22 protein-coding genes are annotated in these 25,874 nt (G+C 27.9%); 19 read left to right on the top strand and 3 right to left on the bottom strand.

Annotation, left to right across the window (positions count from 1 at the left end; all coding sequences use genetic code 11):
• The first annotated feature begins 6 nt into the window (after window positions 1-6).
• The gene (locus I1A51_RS00645; RefSeq protein ID WP_196890448.1) at window positions 7-1,038 is read left to right on the top strand and encodes a hypothetical protein; all 1,032 of its coding nucleotides are present in this window, start codon (window positions 7-9) and stop codon (window positions 1,036-1,038) included.
• 46 nt (window positions 1,039-1,084) lie between these two features.
• Here the strand turns inward: I1A51_RS00645 and I1A51_RS00640 are convergent, their stop codons facing one another.
• The gene (locus I1A51_RS00640) at window positions 1,085-2,824 is read right to left on the bottom strand and encodes a sodium:solute symporter (RefSeq protein WP_196890447.1); all 1,740 of its coding nucleotides are present in this window, start codon (window positions 2,822-2,824) and stop codon (window positions 1,085-1,087) included.
• A 129-nt stretch (window positions 2,825-2,953) separates the two neighbouring features.
• On the bottom strand, window positions 2,954-5,449 hold the full coding sequence (locus I1A51_RS00635) for a PIG-L family deacetylase (RefSeq protein ID WP_196890446.1): 2,496 nt from the start codon (window positions 5,447-5,449) through the stop codon (window positions 2,954-2,956).
• A gap of 332 nt (window positions 5,450-5,781) precedes the next feature.
• Between I1A51_RS00635 and I1A51_RS00630 the strand changes: the two genes are divergently transcribed.
• From I1A51_RS00630 to I1A51_RS00565, 14 genes are all read left to right on the top strand, one after another.
• Window positions 5,782-6,537: an isocitrate lyase/PEP mutase family protein gene (locus tag I1A51_RS00630; protein ID WP_196890445.1), complete on the top strand. Its 756-nt coding sequence runs from the start codon at window positions 5,782-5,784 to the stop codon at window positions 6,535-6,537.
• Window positions 6,538-7,590 carry a bifunctional transcriptional activator/DNA repair enzyme AdaA gene (locus I1A51_RS00625; RefSeq protein WP_196890444.1) on the top strand — a complete coding sequence of 351 codons (1,053 nt, stop codon included), beginning with the start codon at window positions 6,538-6,540 and terminating at the stop codon, window positions 7,588-7,590.
• Between the two features lie 53 nt (window positions 7,591-7,643).
• The gene (locus tag I1A51_RS00620; protein ID WP_196890443.1) at window positions 7,644-8,378 is read left to right on the top strand and encodes a hypothetical protein; all 735 of its coding nucleotides are present in this window, start codon (window positions 7,644-7,646) and stop codon (window positions 8,376-8,378) included.
• Complete coding sequence (locus I1A51_RS00615; RefSeq protein WP_196890442.1) at window positions 8,375-8,938, top strand: hypothetical protein; 564 nt, start codon at window positions 8,375-8,377, stop codon at window positions 8,936-8,938. Before I1A51_RS00620 ends, I1A51_RS00615 begins: the two co-directional genes overlap by 4 nt.
• Window positions 8,907-9,107, top strand: coding sequence for a hypothetical protein (locus I1A51_RS00610; protein ID WP_196890441.1), 201 nt, complete (start codon window positions 8,907-8,909; stop codon window positions 9,105-9,107). Before I1A51_RS00615 ends, I1A51_RS00610 begins: the two co-directional genes overlap by 32 nt.
• A gap of 134 nt (window positions 9,108-9,241) precedes the next feature.
• Window positions 9,242-10,120 (top strand): hypothetical protein, encoded by an 879-nt coding sequence (locus I1A51_RS00605; protein WP_196890440.1) that lies wholly within the window; start codon window positions 9,242-9,244, stop codon window positions 10,118-10,120.
• A 198-nt stretch (window positions 10,121-10,318) separates the two neighbouring features.
• The gene (locus I1A51_RS00600) at window positions 10,319-11,536 is read left to right on the top strand and encodes a porin family protein (protein ID WP_196890439.1); all 1,218 of its coding nucleotides are present in this window, start codon (window positions 10,319-10,321) and stop codon (window positions 11,534-11,536) included.
• A gap of 170 nt (window positions 11,537-11,706) precedes the next feature.
• Window positions 11,707-12,555: a helix-turn-helix domain-containing protein gene (locus tag I1A51_RS00595; protein WP_196890438.1), complete on the top strand. Its 849-nt coding sequence runs from the start codon at window positions 11,707-11,709 to the stop codon at window positions 12,553-12,555.
• An 87-nt stretch (window positions 12,556-12,642) separates the two neighbouring features.
• A complete protein-coding gene (locus I1A51_RS00590; protein ID WP_196890437.1) occupies window positions 12,643-13,134 on the top strand; it encodes a DUF2938 domain-containing protein in 492 nt (163 codons plus the stop codon).
• A 104-nt stretch (window positions 13,135-13,238) separates the two neighbouring features.
• Window positions 13,239-13,958 carry a hypothetical protein gene (locus I1A51_RS00585; RefSeq protein ID WP_196890436.1) on the top strand — a complete coding sequence of 240 codons (720 nt, stop codon included), beginning with the start codon at window positions 13,239-13,241 and terminating at the stop codon, window positions 13,956-13,958.
• Between the two features lie 132 nt (window positions 13,959-14,090).
• The gene (locus tag I1A51_RS00580) at window positions 14,091-14,921 is read left to right on the top strand and encodes an SDR family oxidoreductase (protein ID WP_196890435.1); all 831 of its coding nucleotides are present in this window, start codon (window positions 14,091-14,093) and stop codon (window positions 14,919-14,921) included.
• A gap of 1 nt (window position 14,922) precedes the next feature.
• A complete protein-coding gene (locus I1A51_RS00575) occupies window positions 14,923-15,816 on the top strand; it encodes a helix-turn-helix domain-containing protein (protein ID WP_196890434.1) in 894 nt (297 codons plus the stop codon).
• Window positions 15,817-15,861: 45 nt separating this feature from the next.
• Window positions 15,862-16,728 (top strand): hypothetical protein, encoded by an 867-nt coding sequence (locus tag I1A51_RS00570; RefSeq protein ID WP_196890433.1) that lies wholly within the window; start codon window positions 15,862-15,864, stop codon window positions 16,726-16,728.
• 84 nt (window positions 16,729-16,812) lie between these two features.
• Window positions 16,813-18,009, top strand: coding sequence for an alpha/beta hydrolase (locus I1A51_RS00565; RefSeq protein ID WP_196890432.1), 1,197 nt, complete (start codon window positions 16,813-16,815; stop codon window positions 18,007-18,009).
• Window positions 18,010-18,072: 63 nt separating this feature from the next.
• Here the strand turns inward: I1A51_RS00565 and ettA are convergent, their stop codons facing one another.
• Window positions 18,073-19,767 (bottom strand): energy-dependent translational throttle protein EttA, encoded by a 1,695-nt coding sequence (gene ettA, locus I1A51_RS00560; RefSeq protein ID WP_196890431.1) that lies wholly within the window; start codon window positions 19,765-19,767, stop codon window positions 18,073-18,075.
• A 177-nt stretch (window positions 19,768-19,944) separates the two neighbouring features.
• Between ettA and I1A51_RS00555 the strand changes: the two genes are divergently transcribed.
• The 4 genes from I1A51_RS00555 (at window position 19,945) to I1A51_RS00540 (ending at window position 25,852) form a co-directional block, all read left to right on the top strand.
• Window positions 19,945-21,222 carry a hypothetical protein gene (locus I1A51_RS00555; RefSeq protein ID WP_196890430.1) on the top strand — a complete coding sequence of 426 codons (1,278 nt, stop codon included), beginning with the start codon at window positions 19,945-19,947 and terminating at the stop codon, window positions 21,220-21,222.
• Between the two features lie 115 nt (window positions 21,223-21,337).
• Entirely contained in the window at window positions 21,338-22,375 is a 1,038-nt protein-coding gene (cobT, locus tag I1A51_RS00550; RefSeq protein ID WP_196890429.1) for a nicotinate-nucleotide--dimethylbenzimidazole phosphoribosyltransferase, read from the top strand.
• A gap of 279 nt (window positions 22,376-22,654) precedes the next feature.
• Window positions 22,655-25,030 (top strand): TonB-dependent receptor, encoded by a 2,376-nt coding sequence (locus I1A51_RS00545; protein ID WP_196890428.1) that lies wholly within the window; start codon window positions 22,655-22,657, stop codon window positions 25,028-25,030.
• 6 nt (window positions 25,031-25,036) lie between these two features.
• Window positions 25,037-25,852: a DUF4249 domain-containing protein gene (locus tag I1A51_RS00540; RefSeq protein WP_196890427.1), complete on the top strand. Its 816-nt coding sequence runs from the start codon at window positions 25,037-25,039 to the stop codon at window positions 25,850-25,852.
• Window positions 25,853-25,874 lie beyond the last annotated feature (22 nt).

The following is a 25,874-nucleotide window of genomic DNA, read 5'->3' as shown; positions in this document are numbered from 1 at the left end:
TGGATTATGGAAATTGAACCAACTTTAGAAAAAGAACAGGATAAAAAAGTAAAAAATAATACTTCAAAATTAGTTACAGAGCCACTTGAGAAAATGAAGGAGAAAGTTTCTGATTCATCTAAAAATACAAGAAGCTTTGGAAAAGAAATTTCAGAACTTTTTTTGGATATAATAAAGAGAAGAGCGAGAAACCCTTTAATTTCTAATTTTATAATTGCTTTTATTTTTTTGAATTGGAAAGCTTTTATTTATCTTTTCTTTTCGGATGATAAAATAAATATTAAACTCAATAGTATTGAAAATTATTATTCTTTTGATTATTGGAGTTTAGGATATTTAATATTAATCGTTGCCATTTATAATTTTGGTTTGCCACACTTAGTTGCTTTAGCCAATAAAGTATCAAATAATTCTAATCAAAAAATTAATAAAAACAATAGTGAAACTTTACAAGAAAAACTAAAAAACGAATTAAAGGAAATTCAAAATAAAAATGAAATTGAAAAAGAATTAATTCGAGGAAGAGAAATTAAAAATGAGATTGATGAGATAAATAAATTAAAATCTAAAAATAAAGAATTGTTAGAGCAAATTAGAAATTTTGAAGATAAAAATAGATATTTAAACTTATATAAAATATCTTTATTAAACAAATACAATAGAAGAGAGTTCATCAAAAAATATTATACATCTATAGAAAATTTTAAAACAAGTTTTCCCTTTAATGAAAATGAAAAATATTATAATAAGTTATTATTAAATAAAAAAGAGAAAATTATTCATAAAATTGATTATTTTGAATATCTACTTGAAGAAGAAGGGAAAGCACAAGTAAATGATTTATATTATCAATTTTTACAAAAATTAAAATCTAAAACTGTGATTCTAACTGATTCTATTGATACAAAACATGAAGAAATTGAAGAAGATAATGGTAATATAATTGAATATATGAAATTAGTTTATATTGAAACTCCTATATTAATCGAACTTTTGAAACAATTTGAAGAATATAAAGAAAGTAAAATTGAAGTATAAAAAAAACCTCCCAATAAGGAGGTTTTTCATCACTAATTAAATTTATTTATTCATCCAAACTCAGTTTTACTTCTGGTTCGTTTTTACTTGGTCGTATTGCTTGGAAAATCATTGCTAAGAAAATCACGATTGCACAACCAATAAGATTTAACCATAAGTAAGCTAAACTAATAACTTCTGTTAAATCTAAAATAAATAAGGTTACTACGATGATTTCTCCAACTACAGCAGCTAAGAATACGGCATTTCCTCTGATATATTTAAAGAAAAATGCTACAGCAAAAACTCCTAGAACTGTTCCGTAGAAAAGAGAACCAATAATGTTTACAGCTTCGATTAAGTTTGCAAAAAGCGAAATAAAGGTGGCGAAGAAAAGTGCCATGACACCCCAAAGAAGTGTAAAGAATTTTGACATTCTTAGATAGTGTTTATCACTTGCATTTTTTACAAAAGATCGTTTGTAAATATCAATTACAGTAGTTGTAGAAAGTGCGTTTAATTCGGATGCAGTAGAAGACATTGCAGCAGAGAAAATTACGGCTAGTAATAATCCAATTAATCCAGTTGGAAGGTAATTCATCACAAAAGTAATAAATACATAATCTGCATCTTTTGTTTCTAATTTTAAGTTATTTTCATCCGAATAGTTTTCTATAATTTGTTTTGCTTCATTACGTAAATTACGCTCTTTAGCTTCCAAAGCATTCATGTTTGCAATTGCTGCTTCGTTCGGTTTATTTTCCTTATCGTTTGCAATTACTTTATAAATAGCTCCTCTTTTTTCGTTGTTTACTTTTTCGTATTCACTTTCCAGATTTGCATATTGAGGTGCATATTCTGATTGTTTAATAGTGTTTACGTTTGCTTGGTTAAAATGTAATGGCGCTTTGTGGAATTGGAAGAAAACAAAAACCATGATTCCAATAAAAAGAATTCCAACTTGCATAGGAACTTTAAAGATTCCATTGAAAAGTAAACCAAGTTTTGTTTCTGCTAAGTTTTTTCCAGATAAATAACGTTGAACTTGTGATTGATCTGTTCCAAAATAAGAAAGGAATAAGAAAGTTCCTCCAAGTAAAGCACTCCAAATATTGTATTTACTTGATAAATCAAAATTAAAATCTACAATATTCATTTTTCCCATATAACCTGCAATGTCAACAGCATTAGAAACGCCAACTTCTTCAGGAAGTTTTTGTACTAAGATTAAAAATGCGATAAACATTCCTGTAAGAATCACAAACATTTGTTGTTTTTGTGTTTGACTTACGGCTGCTGTTCCTCCAGAAACTGTGTAGACTATTACTAAAAATCCAATAAGAAGGTTGGTAATATTTAAATTCCATCCAATGATAGAAGATAGAATAATTGCAGGAGCAAAAATGGTTAATCCAGCAGAAAGTCCTCTTTGTACTAAGAAGAAAATTGCGGTGATAGTTCTTGTTTTTAAATCGAAACGTTTTTCCAAGAATTCATAGGCGGTATAAACGTTTAATTTATAATAAAAAGGAATTACAAAGACACAAAGTAGAATCATTGCGATAGGCAATCCGAAATAGAATTGTGCGAAACGCATTCCATCGTCATATGCTTGTCCAGGTGTTGAAAGGAACGTAATTGCACTGGCTTGAGTTGCCATTACAGAAAGTCCGATTGCCCACCAAGGCATTGTTTGAGTTCCTTTTAAATAAGATTCGGTCGTGTTGATATTTCGGGTTTTGAAAATTCCATACCCGACGATGAGCGCCAGTATTGCGCCCAGTACAATCCAGTCTAATAAATGCATTTATTTATAAGCTTCAGTAATGATAGTGAATAATATGATTAATAGCACTTGGAATAAAAGCACGAATAAATATACGTGTTTCCAAGATTTAAAAAATGGTGGTTTGTCCTCAGATTCTCCCATAGTTGATTATTTTTTTCCAATCGAAATTAAATTAGCGAAAATTCTGTAGGCTCCAGGAACTCCAGCAGGCAATTCTCTAAACCAAGAATAACCAGTATAAATAAAGTAACCTTCGCCATATTTTGCAACAAGTAAACCTCCTTCTTTTGCAGATTCTCCTTCATCATGAGAACTTAAAATTGGTTCAAATTCTTTGTCCCATTTATTTGCAAAATACAAACCTCTTTCTTGTACCCAACCTTCAAAATCTTTCTTAGTAATCTTGTTTGGATAGTTTAGAATTTGGTGTTTAGGATTGATAAATTTAACTTTTGCATTTTCATCTGTAACACGATCCCTTGATAAATTAAGGGCAAAAGGCGCGATATTCTTCACTTTCAAACCTCTGTTTGTATTGTATTGGGCGATCACTGTTCCGCCATTCTTAATATAATCAAAAAGTTTGTATTGGTAAATACCTAAATCCTCTTCTGTGTTAAAAGCTCTAATTCCGATAATAATAGCATCTAATTTTGCTAATTCTTTTTCTGTCACATTTCGAATATCAATAGTATGAACAGTATACCCAATTTGTTCTAAGCTTTCAGGAATTAAATCTCCAGCTCCCATGATATAACCGATGTTATCTCCTTTTTTCTTAATGTCTAAACGAACCACTTTTGCTTTTTCTTTCATCATTACCATTTGATGAGGAATATGATCATAAGTGATTTCTGATAAAACATCTGAATATTCTTTTTTACCTAAAGTTACAATAGGAGAGAAGGTAACTTCGCTTTGTTTATTTGGAGGTGTAACTTCAAAAGTAAATACTCTTTCTTCATTTTTATTTTTAAAAGAGAAATCGAAATCTTTTGGAGAAACTTTCCATGATTTGGGTAATTCAATTTCTACTTTTCCTTTTAAATTATCTTTACCTGCTCTTACTTTAACAGCAACTTTTTTAGAAGCATCGTCTGCAAAGATGTAAACATTTTCAACAACATCTACAAAAACTGGAGTTGTCACATCAAAAGGTTTATAAACTTCTCCTTTTACAGGATCTCTTTCTTTGTAAACAATATTTTTAAAGAATGTAAAATTTTGTCCATCAATTTCCATCTCAAAACGAGCTTTTAAAAATCGTGGTGTTTCTGGTAAGCTAATTAATTGTTGCTCATCCACATGATACATTCCCATTGTTCCAGGATTATTTAACCAATAAGCATTTGTTGTGCTTAAATTTGCAGGAAGCATTATATCTTCAAATTCACGAAAACGAACATTTTTCTCTAGTTTTTTGTTTAAAACTAATTTTTTATCCACACCTTCTAAATGAATTTGGTGTAAGATTACATCGTTTCCAAGTCTATTAATTGCTTCAATGTCTAATTTAATTTCAGAAGAAGGAGAAGCATAATGTTCATCTGCAATAACTTCTAAATATAAACCAGTACAATGGTAAATAATCTCTTCAATTTCTTCAAGTTTCACACTTTTCCAATGCGAATCTTTCAATTTTAAAATTTTCTTTCTTGCTTTTAAAAGTTTAGGTAAACTTTCTTGTGGTGCAGTTGGATTAAATTCTTGATCTATTTCTGTGATTAATTTTCCAATTGGTTCCCCGTTTTCAAGTCGAGACCAAGTTGTGTTAATTCCAGAAAATATATCTTCTTTAGAAACAGGTTTATCTCCTTTTAGCCATTCTAAATATTCTGTAGAAGAACCACGAGTTCCGATACTTCCGAAACCTTGTGATTTGTGCATACTTCTTGATTCAGAAGCAATTTCATTATTTGATTTACCAACTAAAGGATAGTAAGTTCCAATATCTAAACTATAAAGATTTGTTTTATCTGCTTTTTCAAATTTTTCTTGACTTCCATAAAACCACCAAGAAGTATTAAAAAATAATCGGTTAGGTTGCCATGGATCTACAAAAGAAAGTTGATCAGCATATTCATCATCTTGTCCAGCCAAATCGAAAGCTTCAAAAGAAAGAATTGCCGAACCTGTGTGATGTCCGTGTGTTGTTCCTGGAGTTCTGTAATCAAATCGATTGATGATTACATCAGGTTGGAAATTACGAATTACCCAAACAACATCAGAAAGAACATCGTCTTTATTCCAAATTTTAAATGTTTCATTTGGATGTTTAGAATAACCAAAATCGTTTGCACGAGAGAAAAACTGTTTTCCTCCATCTGTTCTACGAGCTGCTAAAAGCTCTTGCGTACGAATGATTCCTAATTCTTCACGAATTTCCGTTCCGATTAGGTTTTGTCCACCATCTCCTCTTGTTAGAGAAAGATATGCTGTATTTGCCTTTATATCATTTGACAAATAAGTAATCAAACGTGTATTTTCATCATCGGGGTGTGCAGCAATATATAATGCAGAGCCTAAAAAATTCAATTTTTTTATGGCAGCATGAATGGTTCCCGAGGTTTCCTTTTTAGGAGCCTGTGCTACAACATGCAAGCTGAAAACAGCAATGCATATAAATAATAGTTTTTTCCTCATTTAGTTTTTTAATTAATCGCTTCGCAAACAAATGTAAAGTTTAATTTGAAACTTGTTAATGAGGATTGTTTATATTAACATTTTTTAACAAAATTCATTATGGGATTATCAATTTAGAGGGTGTTTTTTCTTTGTTTATTTAATTTTTAACCTTCCATGATTTTTCATTAAAGAAAAGAGAAGTTTATGTAGGATTTCGTTAAATGTTATTGTGTTTTTGACTTTAATAAATTAATTTTTTAGAGAAAATTTTTAAGGGAAAAAAATACTTGTCAATTTTTCGGTTGCAGACTAAAATGGATTGAAAGTTCTTTGTAAAAAAAGAATAAAAGATGAATTTTAAAGATTTACATTATCAAAATAAACCATTGATTATTGGGAATGTTTGGGATGTTCCAAGTGTTAAAGTTGCAGAAAGATTAAATTTTCAAGCAATAGGAACTTCAAGTTCAGCAATTGCATCTCTTTTAGGATATAAAGATGGAGAAAATATGAGTTTTTCTGAATTAGAATATTTTGTTGAAAGAATTATTTCTAGCACAAATTTACCTTTGACAGTAGATTTAGAAGCAGGTTTTAGTAGAAAACCTAAAGAGATTATTACAAACATTAGAAAACTATATGAGCTAGGTGTTGTTGGAATAAATATTGAGGATAGTCTTGTAACAACTGATAGAAAGTTGGTTGATAAAGATGTATTTGCTGTAATTTTAAAGGAAATTAAGAAAGGATTACAGGAAGAAAATATGAAAATTTTTCTGAATGTGAGAATTGATACATTTATGTTATTAAAGGAAGATATTATTCAGGAAACAAAAGAAAGAATTGAACTATATCAAAATGTAGGTGCTGATGGAATTTTTATTCCATGTTTAGAAAAGGAAGAAGATATAAAAGAAATTGTTGATTTTACAGAATTACCTATTAATGTAATGTGTATGCCAAGTCTTCCTGACTTCGAAATACTTAAAGAATTAGGAGTGAAAAGAATAAGTATGGGGAATTTTATTTTTGATAAAATGTACCATCATTTTTTTAAAACTTCTAAAGAAATAATAAATCAAAAATCATTTAAATCTATTTTTTAGATGCAAATTACAGATGAAAAACTTATTCAAAAATATTACCAAGCTCTGTTGAAAAAAGAACAGAGTTTTGTTGGTATTTTCTATGTTGGTGTAAAAACGACATCTATTTTTTGTATTGCAACTTGTAGAGCAAGAAAACCGAAAAAAGAGAATGTAGTTTTTTATTCTACTTTCAAAGAAGCTTTACAAAATGGATTTAGACCTTGTAAAGTTTGCAAACCAACTCAAAATGCGAATAAAGCACCAAAAGAAGTAGAGCAAGCAATTTTATTGATTAAAGAAAATCCAAAAAGGAAAATAACAGATTTTCAACTCCGTCAAGAAGAAATTAGTCCAGAAAATGTTAGAAGATGGTTTCAGAAAAATTATGGAATGACTTTTCAAGCATATCAACGAATGTATAGAATTAATAATGCTTATCAGGAATTAAAACAAGGAGAAAAAGCAACTTCGATTGCTTATGATTCAGGATATGAATCTTTAAGTGGATTTGGATATACATTTAAAAAAATAATTGGAAGATCGCCAAAACAGATTGAACATAAAAATGTTTTATTGATAAATAGATTTACAACTCCATTAGGACCAATGTTTGTTTGTGCAACAGAAAAAGGAATTTGTTTATTGGAATTTGTAGATCGAAGAATGTTAGAAACAGAATTTAAAGATTTACAAAAAATATTAAATGCAACTATAATTTTTGGAGAGAATCAACATATTAAACAAGCAAAAAAAGAGATAAAAGAATATTTTGAAGGAATTAGAAAAGAATTTCATGTTTCAATAGAAGTTTTTGGAACAGAATTTCAAAGAAAAGTTTGGTGTAATTTGAAAGAAATTCCTTTTGGAACGACGATATCTTATCAAGAATTAGCGGAGAAAATTAAAAATCCTAAAGCAGTTAGAGCAGTAGCTTCTGCAAATGGATTTAATAGAATTGCAATTATAATTCCATGTCATCGTATGATTGGTAAAAATGGGGAAATGACTGGATATGCAGGAGGAATTGAGAGAAAAAAGTGGTTAATTGAACATGAATTTCAACATACTTAACAAATAGAGTTTTACGTTTTTATTTTATATTAGTTATATGTAAAATAAAAAAAATGAGAAAGTTAAGTCTGCTAATTTATGCTTTGGTTTTTGCTTTATTGCTAAATTCCTGTCAAATTATAGGAAAAGAAGAACCATTAAAAAACAAGTTTATTTCAAAAATTGAAAGAGAGAAAAATTATTTTGAAAAGTTGCAAGACTATGATATTTCAGATTTTTATAGAATGAAATTATTGATTGGAAAACAAGATGTTTTAGTGAAAAATCAAGTGCAAGAAATTGAGATTTCAGGAGAAAATTCTTATTTAATCAATGAAAAGGGATTGATTACAAAATTTTGGAATATGTCAAATAGTTATAATGAAATTATTTATGATGAAAATGGAAAACCTTTAAAAGAATTATTCAAACAACATTCACCAAAATTTACGTATCGAGAATTTATATATAAATACAATTCAGCTGGAGAATTAGTTGCTGTTGAAAATATAAAATATGATGAAAAAACTTCGAAAATAGAAGATGTAATAATTATTACAGATGCAAAAGAATTAAATAATTTGTTTAGGGTTTTTAGAAATTCAACTTCTAATGATTCTTACAAAATTGATTCTCAAAACAAGCAATTAATAACTTTTAAATCGGATCTACTATTTTGTTGTGGAAAAAAAATGTCTGGTGAAAATAAATTGACATATTTTTTAAATGAAAAAGATTTAATTGATTCTTTACAAATTGAAAGTTTAGAGTCTGCGAAAAAAATGAAAATTAAATATTTATATAAATGAAAAAGAAATCGCTAAAAAAGTTGATTAAAAATATAGTTGCAATATTTCTAAATCATAGAAATTATTTTCTATTTGCTTTACTAATAGTTACTTCTTGTAAAGAAAAATTTCCAGGTTGGAAAAAGACAGAGAACGGATATGAAAAAATGAAAAATGTAGAAGGATTTCCATTTTATTTATTGCTAAAAGCAAAAGAAGACACTTTGAATGTAGCATATGAAATACGGTATAAAAGAAATAACTCCCTTTATATGACAGGGAATTTAAAGAATGGAAAATATTATGGAAATACATATCGTTTTAATGCTGAAAAAGATACAATTAGATATGATTTTATGACGGATGAATGTGAAAAATGTGGAGATTTACCTTCAACTTTATTTGGAATTGAATATGATAAAGATGGTGTAGCAGATTTAGATTCGAGATTTGGTTCATTAATCATAAAAGCTGACATAAATACAAAGAAAATAAAGTTAAATAATGATTTTATTTATAACATTTTTACTTGCAACTCCACCAAAATTTATGGGAGAACTTACAATTTACGACGAAAATAAAAATGTTTTAAAGATCATTGAAAATCCAAAAAATGAAGAGGAAATTAAAGTGAAATTTGATGAAGTTGGAATAAAAGAACTTTATATAGAATATACAGTTTCTCAAGAAGATGAGTTTGAAGGAATTCTTGCGAATAAATATTTCAAAAATATTGAAGTTTACCAATAAAAAAACAAAGATGAATTTTTAAAAACTGTTAGTATAAAAAAAATAGAATTTTAAATATATATTTGGGCAAATTTTCTGTAAAGTTAGATATAGAGAAAATTCTAATTAAAAATAACTATAATTAAAAATTTATTATGAAAAAGATATTTTCACTTTTTGTGATACTATTTTCAGTTTTTTCTTTTGCGCAAAAAAATCCAGACCTTCAAAATCTTGTGAAAATTAGCGAAATTTATTCAAAGGCAGGAATGAAAAAAGGAAAAGCATATAAAGATAGTTTGAATGAATTAAGAACTTCAAATTTAGCACATCTTGTGGATGCATTTATTGCAGTAGCTGAAGCTGATCAGAAACTTTTAACAAAAGAATTTCTTTCAAAGCCATCTGAAAAAGAATTAAAATATTGGTATATAATTAAAGAAATTCATTTCAATAATAGGTCTGAGAATAAGAATCCAAGACCAAATATAGAAATTGCTTTAGAAGTTTTAGAAAAAGAAATAGACAGTCGAAATTTATTAAATAATTATTACGCTAGTATAATGAATGGTGTTAAAATGATTTTTAATGAGGTAGATTTGAGTTCAAAAAACTTTAATTTAAATGAATATGGCTTAAAAAATGATACTGAAAAAGCCATTTTGTTTTTTAATTTATCACAAGCTTTAGTTGTTAGATTTAGAGTTTTAGATATTATGAATAATTATAAAGAATTGTTGAATTATGCAGATAAATTACCAACATTTAATGGAGTAGAATATTATAAATATGCTTCTTTTACATTTGAAGATTTTGAATTTATTGGGTATGATAAAAAAGAGTTTTATAAAGAAAATGAACTAAAAAAATATTATATGACTCTTTTTGTGCATTTTAAAGCATTAAGTGAGCAAAATAAAATTGAAGAAGCAAGAAGTATATATTTTAATTCAATATTATATAAGCCAGAATACTTTAAATATTCAGGTGAAATGAAAGAAATATTACAAGAACTTTATAATGGAACAAAATAGATTTTCATTTCTCAAACTAAAAATTAAATTCTCTATTACAGATTTAAATTTTAGAAAATAATTTTTTGTTTTATTTATGTTAAACACGTAGTTTTGCTGAAAAATTGGAAACTATAATATAAAAATTGCTAATAAAAATAAATTTAAAATTTATTAGTATTGCTATGTCTCCAAAGAATTATTAAAGCTCAAAAAAACATGAAAAAGCAGATTTTATTTCTATTAATGACAGTTTTAAGTCTAAGCTGTTACGCACAAATCACTTTTGATAAAGGATATTATATTGATAATAATAATCAGAAAGTAGAATGTTTTATTAAAAATGTGCAGTGGAGAAGTTCACCTTTTAAATTTGAATATAAATTAACTGAAGATGGAAATTCAGAAAAAGCTACAATAGCAACAGTTAAAGAATTTGGAATTTATAATGATTTCAAATATATCCGAATGATTGTAGATATGGATAGATCAAACAATAATATTAATGATTTGACTTATTCGAAAGAACCTGTATTTGAAAAAGAAGAACTTTATTTAAAAGTTTTAGTAGAAGGGGAATATACTTTATATCAATATAGTGAACGAAATTTAAAAAGATATTTCTACAATAAAGAAAACGAAGAAATTAAACAATTAATTTTCAAAGTTTATAGAGATTCAGAAGGGAAAATTCAGGAAAATAATGAATATAAACGTCAGTTGTTTGCAGATTTAAAATGTCCAGATTTCAAAATGAGTAAATTTGCGAAATTGAAATATAGAAAAGACGATTTGACAGATTATTTTGTGGAATATAATAATTGTAACAATCTAGAATTTTTCAATTTTGAAAAAAAGAAAAAAAGAGATTTAATTAATTTAACTATAAGACCTCGTTTAAACAATGCAACATTGCTTTTAGAGAAACCTTCTTCGCATAGCTCTATAAATGTAAAATTTGAAAATAAAATTAGTGCAAGTTTAGGATTAGAAGCAGAATTTATTTTTCCTTTTAATAGAAATAAATGGTCTCTTATTGTTGAATCTGCTTTTCAACAATTTAATTCAGATCAAGATTTTTATTTAGAAAATTCTTATGAAAAAAATATTACAGCAAAATTTAAATATACATCTATTGAAGCAACTTTTGGAATTAGACATTATATGTTTTTGAACGAGAATTCTAAGTTTTTTGTAAATGCGATTTATGGATTTGATGTCTATTCTAAATCTTCAATCGATTTTACAATCAACGGAACACCTTATAATTTAGAAGTGGAAGCTTTAGGAAATTTAGGTGCTGGAGTTGGTTATAAACAAAATGATAAATACAGTGTAGAATTAAGATATTTAGTGAATAGAAATGTTTTAGGAAATGATACTTGGAGTTCAGAATATAGAACACTTTCACTAATTTTTGGATATACTTTTTTATAAAAAAAATAAAAAATAAATATTAGAATTTGGGAGATTCTAAGCGAATGGAAAAGACTTTCTAGAAATAGGAAGTCTTTTTTTATGGTTTTATTGATTATAATTATTGTTTAAAATTAAATTTTTGAAATTCGTAATTTTGTACAATTAGAAATCCTTTTTTCCACTAAAAAATGCAAGAAATCACTGTTAGAACGATAAAAGAACCAGATTTTTCAAAAAACTTTGAGATTTTACATTTAGATGAGTTGCTTGCTACAAAAAAAATGGAAGAAGGAATGCATCGACATGATTTCTTTTTTCTTTTAATTTTAGAGAAAGCAAAAGGTTTACATAAAATAGATTTTGTAGATTTTTCTGTTGCTTCAAATACAATTTTCTTCATTCGACCTGGGCAAGTTCATGAACTTTTATTGGAACCAAAAACAAAAGGATTTTTACTTTCATTTAGTTCCAATTTTTATGTTCCTAAAAACTATTCAAAAGAAGTATTTCAACATATAATACAACAAAATTCTTATGTTTTGACTAAAGAACAAATGGAGAATTTACTTTCTGTTTCAAAAAATATATATGAGGAATTTACCAAAAAAGAAGAAGGATATTTAGAAGTAATAAAAGCGAATTTGGATGTTTTTTATATTCAATTAAAACGATTTACTCAAAAAACAGATTCAATTGAAAAACAAAATAATTCTTATGAACAATTGTTGTTAGAAAAGTTTTTATTGCTATTAGAAAATCAAATTTTCACAAAAAAACAAGTAAATGAATATGCTGAAATACTAAATATTACAGCTTATAAATTGAACTCCATTACAAAGAAATTATTAGGAAAAACTAGCTCGCAATTAATCAAAGAACAAATAGTTTTAGAAGCAAAAAGATTATTGTTAGCAACTTCAAATCAGGTAAATGAAATTGCTTTTCAATTGGGTTATGATGATCCAGCTTATTTTATTCGATTTTTCAAAAAACAAACAGAATTTACACCAAAAATATTTCGTGAGAATTTTAAATAAGTACAATCATTTCATGGAAATATCCTATCTCGAAAGTGAGTTGTAGCAATAATTTTACATTACAATTTAACTTAAAAGAAAGAAGAAATGAATTTATTTTTTAAAATTGTATTTATTGGAATTGGAGCAACATTTATCATGGATGTGTATGCTTTTATTTTAAAACTTTTTGGAATAAAAGGATTAGATTATCGATTTTTAGGTCGTTGGATTGGACATATTTTTAAAGGGAAATTTTATCATAATCCAATTTTTAACGCTCCTCCAATCAAGTACGAACAAATCATCGGACAAACTGCTCATTATTTAATCGGAATTTCATTTGCTTTTCTATTGGTTTTATTTTTTGGCAAAAAATGGTTAGAATCTCCTTCCTTATTTCCAGCTTTAATAATTGGTTTATTGACGATGATTGCTCCTTTTTTTATCATGCAACCAGCATTTGGTTTTGGAATTGCAGCTTCCAATTTACCAAATCCAAATAAAATTCGAATGATGAGTTTACTTATTCATTCTGTATATGGTTTTGGTTTGTATTTGACTTGTTTATTGGTGAATCGTGTTGTAGATAGTTTGTAGCGATTTAAAAATAATATTTTAACATATCGAGAAGCCATTTTCGATATGTTTTCTGCTTTAGAGTTTTTACTTTTGTTTTCAGTTTAAAAATAAAAGAAAAAGAAATGAATTTACTTCAAAAAGTATCTAGAAAAATAATAAAATTTGCTTTTGAATTTTCAGTGTCAACTATCGAAAGATGTAGTAAAATGGAAAAATACCATCAGAAAGTTGATGAATTGCGAAGTTTAGAAAAAGGAACGCTTGGTAAAGAAATTGCAAATTGTTTGGACCAGTATAATTTAACGTTAGTTCCAAAATATGAAAGCCATGATTTAAAACATGTTTTATTAAATTATGATATGACGGCAGAAGGAGAAATTCGAATGCAAGCATTTATGATTGGTAATGGAAATTATTCGGTTCCTTCGTTTGTTATTTTCTTATTTGGTGCAATTTTACTTCCAGATTTATGGAATACATTTTATTCAGATTTTAAAAAAGGTAGAAACTCAATGCCAATCTCTAATTGGACTATTGAAGAATATGCTTCTAAATCATTATTAGATTTGAGAAATCAGATTAAAAATTATTCTAAGAATAAAAAGACAGTTTTAGAATTAAAAGTATTTACTAAATGGATCGCTTTTGCTACTGTTTTTGCTGGAATTTTTGGAATGATATTTTGTTTGCCATTTTTATTTTCTTCAAATATTGCTGATTTAATAGGTGCTGGATTCCCATTTGTTGGAGGAGCAATTTTAGTAACAGGGGGACTTTTAGCTTTATCAAACTTATCAAAAAAAGATGTTTCTAAAGAGAAAACTACTTTAGTTTTAGAATAAAATATAGATTTTTTACATAGAATTTTTCTTAAAAATAGACAAATAAGAAATTCAGTTTAGTAATTCCGTAATTCTGTTAATTCATTGGTTTTTAAATGCTAGAAATTTGCATTAAACAAAAAACTTAAAAAAATGAATAAGACAGTTTTAATTACAGGAGCAAGTTCAGGATTTGGAAAGTTAGCAGCAAAAAACTTTCAAAGAGCAGGATGGAATGTGATCGGAACCATGCGAAATCCTAGCAAAGAACAAGAGTTGAATCAACTAGATAATGTTTATTTAGTTGCGATGGATGTAAGAAAAAGAGAATCTGTTCGTGCAGCAATTGAAAAAGGAATCGAAAGATTTGGAAGAATTGATGTTTTAGTAAATAATGCAGGTTTTGGAATGGTTGGCTACATAGAAGAAGCAAGCGATGAAGAAATTGATATTCAAATGGAAACCAATTTTTATGGTGTTGTTTATAATGTGCAAGAAGTTTTACCTTATATGAGAAAACAAGGTGGTGGAGTTATCATAAACATTACCTCTTTAGCTGGAACTGTTCCAATTCCTTTTCATAGTTTATACAATGCTTCAAAGTTTGCAGTAGAAGGTTTTTCTCACTCAATTAGTTATGAGTTAGAACAATTTGGAATTGATGTAAAAACGATTGCTCCAGGTGCTTTTAAAACCAATTTTGGTAATAATGCTAAGTTACATAAAGGAAATTCAAAAACAGATTTAAAATTATTTACAGAACGTTTTGAAAAGAGAATGGAGGAAATATATGCAGAACCACCAAAGCCTTTTGGATATGGAGATCCGCAAGTTGTTGCAGATTTAATTTTTAAAAGTGCAACAGAAAAAACAAAGAATAAACTTCCAGTTGGAAAAGATGCGAAATTGACATTAAAAATGCGTAAATTATTGCCAGAAAGTAAGATGCGTAAAATGTTTAAAGACGCTTTTATTCCTAAATAAAATGAAACAAATAAGAAGTTTATCAGAATTTCATCGTTTGCTCGGATTAGGAAAACCAAAACATCCATTGATTTCTTTAATTTATGATAAAGATGTGCAATGGAGTTCGGAAATTGAATTCGAAAAATTGGAATTAGATTTCTATATAATTTCCTTAAAATATCACGAGCAACCGATGAAATATGGTCGAAATTTTTATGATTTCGAAGAAGGAACATTGGTTTTTACTGCTCCAAATCAAATTATAGAAACTTTTGAAAAACCAAGTTTTACGAAAGATTTAGGTTGGGCTTTAATCTTTAAACCAGAATTAATTCAATCAAGTGTTTTGGGAGAAAAAATTAAAGAATATGATTTTTTCTATTATGATTCCTTCGAATCTTTACACATGTCAGAGCAAGAAAATGAAATTATTAATGATATTGTAAAGAAAGTAAAGTATGAATATGAATTGAATTTGGATAAACATAGTCATGCTTTAATTGTTTCTCATTTGGAAGTTTTACTACAATATTGTAATCGTTTTTATGAAAGACAGTTTTTAACTAGAAGTCCTGTAAACTCGGACGTATTGTCGAAATTTGAGAAAATACTCAGTCAATTTTACTCTGAAAATAAAGAAAATTCAGGATTGCCAAGTGTTCAATATTGTGCGGAATGTTTAAATTATTCTCCGAAATATTTAAGCAATTTATTGAAAGTAGAAACTGGAAAAAATGCGCAAGAACATATTCATCAATTTATTTTGAATAGAGCAAAAAACAAACTTTTATATTCTACAGAAAGTATTAGTGAAATTGCTTACGATTTAGGTTTTGATTATCCACAATCTTTTACAAGATTTTTCAAAGCAAAGGAAAAAATTACACCAAATCAGTTTCGAATGCAGAATTGATTTTCTTGAAAAATAGTTAATTTTACAAACTATTAAAAATGAAATATGAGTAAAATTAAAGTTGTTATTAATGCATTTGGATTTCCAGAAAATGAGGAAGGAAAAGAATTTTTACAAGATTATTTTTTAGAAAAAGATCATACTTCAGCTAATTTAAATAGAAATGATTTCGAGATTATTTTAAAGTTTTTAATTCAAAAAATTAAAGATTTAAAGCAATTTTATGCTAAAGAATCAAATGATGAAAATGGTTTAGATAGTTTTAAATTTCAAATAGAATTTAAGGAGATTTTTGAAGAAAAAAACTTTTTTACGAAAGTTACAGAATTTGAAAATTTGCATGATTTAGTTTTAAAATATTGTGATGTTTTAAAACATGGAGAAGAAAATTCTAGAATTTGGATTTTAGATTCTTTTGATGAAGCTCCTCCTGCTGGAACTTTTGCGATTTTAGCACTTGTAAATAAAGAGAAATCTTGGATTTCGGAATATATCAAATTTTTACGAACAAATGATTTGGAACATGAAGTTGCTCAATTTTGGGATATCAAATCTATTTTGGAAAAATATGGTTGGAATACAGAAACTTGTCGTTTGGCAATTGCAAGAAATGTGAGTTGTTGTGGTCAAGTTGGAAGAGAACAATTTTCACAATTTTTAGAAAAAGGTTTGAAAATTTATTTAAATAAAAAAGAGAATAAAACAATGTTTTTAAAATTAATTAAAGAAGAGTTTGATATTTGGGAAAAAGTTGATTTTCGAATAAAGGATGGTTCTTCAAAATATTTTAAAACTTATGTTTTAGATTATGTTTCACATTTTAAAGAAATTTTAGAGGAAGAAGAATTAAAAGAAATTAATGATTTTTTAATACAAAAATGGGAAGATTTTCATGACGTTTCCTTTGTTTGAAAAAGTTAAATGTTTGTGTTTGTCGTATTTGTAAAATATATATCTTGTTTCATTCATTTAAAATAACATTCAAACCAAAAAAGAATGAAAAAAAAGCTATTCGTTTTCCTATTTTTAATTACTCTAAAAATAACAGCACAAACAACTTTAAAACAATTTGAAATCAATTCAAAATTCATTGGAGAAACAAGAAATATAAAAGTTTCTTTACCAAATCAATATGAAAATTCAATCAAAAGATATCCAATCGTTTTAATTTTAGATGATGCCTTATTATTTGAAACTACAAATGCAATTGTAAATCAATTAAGCAACACTACTAGAATGCCTGAATCTATTGTGATTTCTATAAGCTCAAGAGAAAAACACCGAAATTATTTTGCACCAAATTTATATAATAACAATAGAGATAGATCTTATAATTATGGAAATCATCAAGAAGAATTTTTACAGTTTTTAGAATTAGAATTATTGCCAAAAATTAAAAAATCTTATCGAATAAATGACTTTAGAACATTGATTGGGTTTTCACCTTCTTCAGCATTTACACTTTATACTTTAATGGAAAAACCAGATTTATTTCAAGCTTATATTTGTTTTGCTGCTGGAAATATTATTGGAGATGGAAAGCAAAAAGGAAATCGATTAATTGAAGATTTAGAGAAATTTTATGCGAAAAATGAGATAAAACAAAATTACTTATATGTAGTTTCAGGAAGTTTAGATGCAGATAAACAACCTTATATTGATGTAAATGTTAGAGATTTTAATAAGAAATTATCTAAATATAATTCAGAATTTGTACAAACAAAAGCTGAAATTTTAGGAGGAGAAGGACATACAGATGTGATTTTAATGGGATTAATTTCTGCATTTAATTTTATATATCCGAAAGAAAAATGGAATGTTGATTATCTAGAATTAATTAAGAAAAAAGGAACAGCAAAAGAAAATATTACTTCTTTTTATAAAGATTTATCTAATTCATATGGATTTGAAATTTATCCAAATGTTGATAGATTATATAGTATGAGTTGTTTAAAAAATGTTGGGAGAAGATTACTTAGTGAAAATAGACAAAATGAAGCAGTGGAACTTTTTGAATATTGGGTGAAATTATATCCAAATTCTCATGCAGCACATTTTTATTTGGGAATTGCACAGAAAGAAACTAAAAATCCTTCCAAAGCATTAAAATCGGTTAAAAAAGCAATTGCTTTAGCTTCGAAACAAAATAGTAATGAAGCTAAAAAATATAAAGAAGCTTTGGAGAAGTTTTGATAAATGAAACAAAAAAATCCAACTCGATGAAAGTTGGATTTTTTTTATATAATCAATAAAGATTTATCCTCTGATTAATTTTTTGTATTTGATACGTTTTGGCATTAAATCTCCACCTAGACGTTTTTTCTTATTTTCTTCATATTCTGTGAAACTTCCTTCAAAGAAATATACTTGAGAATCTCCTTCAAAAGCAAGAATATGCGTACAAATTCTGTCTAAGAACCAACGGTCGTGCGAAATTACTACCGCACATCCAGCGAAGTTTTCTAAACCTTCTTCTAATGCACGAAGTGTATTTACATCTAAATCATTCGTAGGCTCATCCAGTAAAAGAACGTTTCCTTCTTCGCGAAGTGTCATCGCAAGGTGAAGTCTGTTTCTTTCACCTCCAGAAAGAGTATTTACTTTTTTGTTTTGTTCTGAACCAGAGAAATTAAAACGAGAAAGGTAAGCTCTAGAATTTACCATTTTTCCTCCCATCATGATTTGCTCTTGCTCATCTGAAAAGTTTTGCCAAATTGATTTTTCAGGATCAATATTCGCATGTCTTTGATCAACATAAGCAACTTTTGCAGTTTCTCCTAAATCGAAAGAACCTTTATCAGGAGTTTCTTCTCCCATAATCATTTTGAAAATCGTCGTTTTTCCAGCACCATTTGGCCCAACAATACCAACGATTCCTGCTTGAGGAAGTGTAAAGTTTAAATCTTCATATAATAATTTATCACCAAAAGCTTTTGAAACTCCAGTAGCTTCAATAACATTTGTTCCTAAACGAGGACCATTTGGAATATAAAGCTCTAATTTATCTTCCATTTGTTTTTGGTCTTGGTTTAATAATTTATCATAATTCTTCAAACGTGCTTTAGATTTAGATTGACGTCCTTTAGCTCCTTGACGAACCCATTCTAACTCACGTTCTAAAGTTTTTTGACGCTTCGAAGCAGTTTTTTCTTCTTGTGCTAAACGTTTTCCTTTTTGATCTAACCAAGAAGAATAGTTTCCTTTCCATGGAATTCCTTCTCCACGATCTAATTCAAGAATCCATCCTGCAACGTTGTCTAAGAAATAACGGTCGTGCGTTACAGCAATTACAGTTCCTTTATATTGAGCTAAATGTTGCTCTAACCAGTGAACAGATTCTGCATCTAAGTGGTTGGTAGGCTCATCTAAAAGTAAAACATCCGGTTGTTGTAAAAGTAAACGACAAAGCGCAACACGTCTTCTTTCTCCTCCAGATAAGTTTTTGATTAAAGCATCACCATCTGGAGTACGAAGCGCATCCATTGCAATTTCTAATTTTGTATCTAATTCCCAAGCACCTAAAGCATCAATTTTATCTTGAAGTTCCGCTTGACGAGCCATTAATTTATCCATTTTATCGGCATCAGAATAAACTTCTTCTAAACCGAACATGTCATTAATTTTATTATACTCATCTAAAACAGCAACTGTTTCCGCAACACCTTCTTTCACAATATCCATTACTGTTTTTTCTTCATCAAGTTGCGGTTCTTGTTCTAAATAACCTACAGAATAATCTTGAGAGAAAACTACATCACCTTGATAGTTTTTGTCTAATCCTGCGATGATTTTCAATAAAGTAGATTTACCAGATCCATTTAAACCTAGAATACCAATTTTAGCTCCATAGAAGAAACTTAAATAGATATTTTTCAAAACTTGTTTGTTTGTCGAAGCATAAGTTTTGCTTACACCTGACATTGAAAAAATAATTTTTTTATCGTCTGACATGATTTGTTATGTTTTTTAAAAAGCAAATATCGTAAAAAAGAAGATTCTTTGTTTGTGATATTCAGAATAATATTTGTTAGCAATTGAAAGAGAATTCATTTTGTTTAACTAGACATTAACTCAAAACGTATGGCTTTCTGAGTAAATTTAATAGAGAAATTTTAAAACTTATTGAATATGAGAAGGTTTTTTACGCTTTTTTTAATAATAGTTTTTGTTTTTGCTTGTAATAATGACGATGATTATTCTATTACAACTCCAGCAGATCCGTTACAAAATAATGGTGATAATTTAGGAGGGGAACAAAATCAAGATTATACAGAATCAATTTTAGCCTTAAACATTGCATCTTTCGGAAACCAGATTGGTTGGGCAGGAGGAACTGTTGGTTCACGACAAGAAATTGAAAAATATTTAAAAAATACCCATTTTGCCACAAAAGGAGATTGGTCTTTAAAATGGTGGGCAAATTATAATAATGATGAAACAGTTGTAAATGGAGGAATTATCATACAAGACACAACTGTAAATAATAAATTTGCGCTTTCTATTGAAGGAGCACAATTAGCAAATCATTTGAGTGATAGTTTGAATCAAGATATTTATGTTTACGAAAAATATAGAAATCAATACAATGTTTCAAGAGGAATTAATCAATTACGATTGAATGTTTTAAAAATGAAAGATACAGAATCTGCCTATCCCGATGCTACAATTGTAGATTATTTTGTGAATTATATTAATGAAGATCCAGAAAATCATTTACCAATTACGATTTATTCTGCTTCAATTAGTCAAGGTTCTGCTTTGTCAATTATTTTAGCAACAGATTTATATGAAGCTATTTCATCCAATGTTTCAAATTTAAAAGCAGGAGACGTTAACATTCGAATTTTTTGTTATGCAACACCTTCTCATTTTTCGCAAGAATATGCAGATTATTTTAATAATTTACCAAGATCTTCAGATTCTTCTGCACCGATTTCAATTTATTTTCGAGATCATGTGATGAATGGTGATCAAATTCCACAAAAATTTGCTTGGGATTTTCAACATGCAGATAGTATTCCTTATCCTATTTCTTTTGGTTTAAAAACTGAGTTGAAAGTTGCTGGAGAAGCTCTATATGCAAAAGAATTGGCTGCTGGAGTAAGTTATGTAGAAGTTCAAAAAATATTTAATGGAGATCATATATTTATTCCTAAAAACTTAGGAGTTCATCCTCCAAATTTGCCAGATACACTGAAGACACAAAGTGATTTTGAAGCATATGTAGATTGGAATCATTGGCATAATAATTATATGTTGTATTTAGGTGGGCCATGTGTGGATCCAAGTAATCCAAATAGTGACGGAAAAACATGTGAAAATCCAGGTATTTTTAATGGAACAAGTAATACTACCCATTTTGCAATAGAATATGTAGACTTATTTTTTACAGATTATATTGAATAAATAAATTCAAATTGGTTGTGTATGAAAATTTAAGATAGTTTTTATTAGGGATTTTTAAAATAACTATAAATTCGCCAAACAAAGAATTATAGAAATCCCAAAGAAAACAAATAAAATGAATTTTGATATACAACCAATCTCTACCAAATTAGATAAAGAAATACAACATAAAATTGATATAAAAACAAAGCCTTTAGGAGCTTTAGGAAAATTAGAAAAAATTGCTTTTCAAATTGCTAGAATTCAAGAAACATTAGAGCCAAAAATTAGTAATCCGACTATTTTAGTTTTTGCAGGAGATCATGGGATTGCAACTGAAAATATTGTAAATCCATTTCCACAAGAAGTGACAACGCAAATGGTTTATAATTTTTTAAATCATGGAGCAGCGATTAATGTTTTTTGTAAAACAAATGATGTAACTTTAAAAATAATTGATGCAGGAGTTAATCATATTTTTGAAGAAAATTCAAATTTAATTAATGCAAAAATTGCTTTAGGAACTAGAAATTACAGATTGGAAAAAGCAATGACAAAAGATGAATGTCTTTTAGCAATTGAGAAAGGAAAACAATTAGTTTTAGCGCAAAAAAAATCAGGAACAAATATCATTGGATTTGGTGAGATGGGAATTAGTAATACTTCTTCAGCTTCCTTAATTATGCATTATATCACAAAATATTCTTTAGAGGATTGTGTTGGAGCTGGAACAGGTTTGGAAAATGACGGAATTAAAAGAAAAGTAGATGTTCTTAAAGAAGTTATTGAAAAACATGGAGAAATTGAAAATCCATTAGATATTTTACAAACTATAGGAGGTTTTGAAATTGCAATGATTTGTGGAGGAATGCTACAAGCAGCAGCATCGAAAATGACAATTTTAGTGGATGGATTTATTTGTACTACAGCTTTATTAATAGCAAAATCTATCTATCCAGATGTTTTGGAATATTGTATTTTTTCTCATAATTCAGAAGAAAAAGGACATGAAAAAATGTTAGATTATTTAAATAAAGAAGCTTTATTAAATTTAAATTTAAGACTAGGAGAAGGAACAGGAGCAGCGATTGCAATTCCAATTTTGAGAACAAGTGTAGCCTTTTTTAATGAAATGGCAAGTTTTGCATCTGCTGGTGTTACAGAGAAGTTATAGATGAAATAATAAAAATAATCAATTGTTAAAGAGGCTTTCGAGCCTCTTTTTTTATTTTTATGGTCCCAAATTATAAATTGGAACGAATAAAAAGTGCAGAATTAAGAGTTTTGTAAAAAAAAATAAAAATGGAGTGGGGGTAAAACAAAAGTTATGAATCATAGATATAAATAAGTTTTAAACTTAGAAGAAATCAATCAATAATTAAATCATAGAAGTATCCTTTATAATAGCCGTAAAGGAAGGAAATTAATCATTTAAAAAATTAAATAAGTGTACATGAAAATAGTTCAAAAAGCATTGTTGCCTATTTTTTTACTTTTAGTTTCTGTAAAAGTTTTTTCACAGGAAAAAATAAAATTGAAAGGAAATGTAAAAGATGAAAAATCGAATGAAAAATTATTTGCTGTGAGTGTGAGCGTTCCTACTCTAAAACTAGGAACAACTACAGATGAAAATGGGAATTTTACGCTTGACATTCCAAAAGGTTTACACACTTTAGAAATCCAATATTTGGGTTACAAAACAGTTTCGAAAAAAATTGACTTTAATCGAAACATGACACTAACTTTTTCTCTTGCTCCAGATGTAGAAAATTTGGGGGAAATTGAAATTGTAAGTAAAGGAATTACTACAGATATTAAAAAACCTGCTCTAGGAGTTTATACAATTAAAGCTTCTCAGATTAAGAAAATTCCATCTGTAGGAGGAGAGCCAGATATTATTAAATCTATCCAAGTTTTACCAGGTGTTAGTAATAATGGAGAAGGAAGTAGTGGATTTAATGTTCGAGGTGGAGCTGCAGATCAGAATTTAATTTTATTAGATGGAACACCTGTTTATAGTGATTCACATCTTTTTGGATTCTTCTCTGTATTTAATGCAGATGTGGTAAATAGTATCAAATTATATAAAGGAGGAATTCCAGCAAGATATGGAGGGAGAGTTTCTTCAGTTTTAGATATTTATCAAAAAAATGGAACTTCAGATAAAATTCATGCAACTGGAAGTATTGGGAATATATCGAGTAAATTGACAGTTTTTGGTCCAATTGATAGACAAAAGAAACTGAATTTTATGGTTGGAGGAAGAGCTTCTTATGCGCATTTATTTTTAAAATTAGCAAACCAAGATAATATTGCTTATTTCTACGATTTAAACACGAAATTGAATTATGCAATAAATGAAAAAAACCATCTTTCTTTATCTGGATATTTCGGAAGAGATGTAATTGATTTAGGAGGAAGTTTTAGAAATGCTTTTGGAAACCAATTAATGAACACCAATTGGAAACAATATTGGAATGAAAAATTAAGTGCAGATTTTTCTGTTCATTATTCTTCTTATGTATATAATCTTGAAATTGATGTTGCAGAGTTTAAATGGGAATCTGCAACAAATAATGTACATGCAAAATATGATTTCTTATATAATGTAAATGAAAATTTAAAATTAAAATTCGGAGCTTATGGAGGATATTATTGGTTTAACCCAGGAACAATTCGTCCAAATAGCGAATCTTCTTCGATAAATTATAGAAAATTAGATGATAAATATGCTTATGAAGAAGCGGTTTATTTATCCTTAGAACAACAGATTTTGCCAAAGTTGAAAGCGCAATATGGTTTGAGATATAGTTTTTTCCAAAGAGTTGGAAAGCAAAAACAATATAATTACGTAAATAATATGCCAGTTGTTTATGATCCAGTTCAAGGAATTTATAAGCCTGGACAAGAAAGTGAATTAATCGAATATACAGGAACGATTAAATCATTTTCAAATCCAGAACCAAGAGTTGCGCTTTCCTATAATTTTGCTGAAAACAAATCGTTTAAAGCAGGTTATAATAGAATGTATCAATATATTCACTTAATCTCAAATGCAAGTTCTCCAACACCTTTAGATGTTTGGGCACCAAGTGGAACATATATCGACCCACAACAAGTTGATCAGTATAGTATCGAATACCAACAAAATTTTAAAGAAGGAGCGTATTCTTTAGAAGTTGGAGCATTCTATAAAGATTTAAAAAATAGAGTAGACTATATTGATGGAGCAGATTTAATTGGGCAAAATCAAATAGAAACACAAATTCTGATTGGTGAAGGTAGAGCTTATGGATTGGAAGTTTTATTCCAGAAAAATGTTGGAAAATGGACAGGACTTTTAGCTTATACTTTATCAAAAGCAGAACAAAGAATTCCAGGAAGAAATGCAAATGAACCTGGAATTAATAATGGAGAATGGTATAATGCTCCATACGATAAAACACATGATTTTAATATTACAGCATCTTATGAGCTAAATGATAAATGGAGTTTTAGTGGGAATTTTGCTTTCCAATCAGGAAGACCCGTAACTTATCCTGATGCACAATATGAATATCAAGGAATTACTGTTCCAAATTATGCAGATAGAAATAGTAATAGATTACCTGTTTACCATCACTTAGATGTTGCAGCTACTTTAAAACCTAGAAAAAATAAAGATAGAAAATTCCAGTCAGAATGGGTTTTTAGTATTTACAATCTTTATGGAAGAAAAAATGCGAATTCTATTTCATTTAGACAGAATGAAGATTCTCTGAAAAACGAATCTGTAAGACTTTCTATTTTCGGAATTGTACCATCTGTTACTTATAATTTTAAATTTTAAAAAGACATGAAAAAACTAAAATATATAGTATTATTTGTATTAATTACACTTTTCCCAGCATGTGAAGATGTTGTCGAATTAGACTTACCAACAAGTCCTCCTGTTTTAGTCATTGATGCAGCTTTAGATTGGGAAGTTGGAACAGATGGTTCGTACCAAGTCATCAGATTAACAACAACTGCTCCTTATTATGATGAGGGCGTGCCAGTAGCGACAGGAGCAGTTGTTCATGTAAATGATGAAAGTGGAAATACATTTGATTTTGTGGAAGAAATTGCAACTGGAAATTATATTTGTATGGACTTTTTACCACAATTAAATGAAAAATATACACTACATATTCAATATGAAGGAGAAGAATATATTGCAGAAGAAACGTTATTACCAACTGTTGAAATTGATGAGGTTAAACAAATTGATGATGCAGGATTTCTTCAAGATCAATTAGGAATTGAAGTGTCTTTTACAGATCCAGGTGATAAAGATTATTTCTATTATTTAGATATGGAAACAAATATTCGTCCGTTGAAAGAAATTAGTGTTTTTGACAATGAATTTTCAAAAGGAAATCAATTTAATATAGATATTACATTTGAAGATATTGAAGTTGGAGATAGAATTGATTTTAAACTTTTAAATATTTCAAAACAATATTACGATTTCATGAATTTACTTTTAGAACAAGCTGATAATGGAAATCCTTTTTCAGGAAATCCAGCAAAAGTAAATGGAAATTGTTACAATCAAACAAATCCAGAAAATAGGCCATTAGGTTATTTTAGAGTAGCGGAAACTAGAAGCCGTTCTATTATTCTTGAGTAAATATGTTTTAATTTATCTTTAA

Origin of the sequence: Aureivirga marina (assembly GCF_015767265.1) — a bacterium.
Lineage (GTDB): Bacteria > Bacteroidota > Bacteroidia > Flavobacteriales > Flavobacteriaceae > Aureivirga > Aureivirga marina.
Note: the sequence above shows the minus strand (reverse complement) of the source record. Positions and strands in the feature narration are given on the sequence as shown.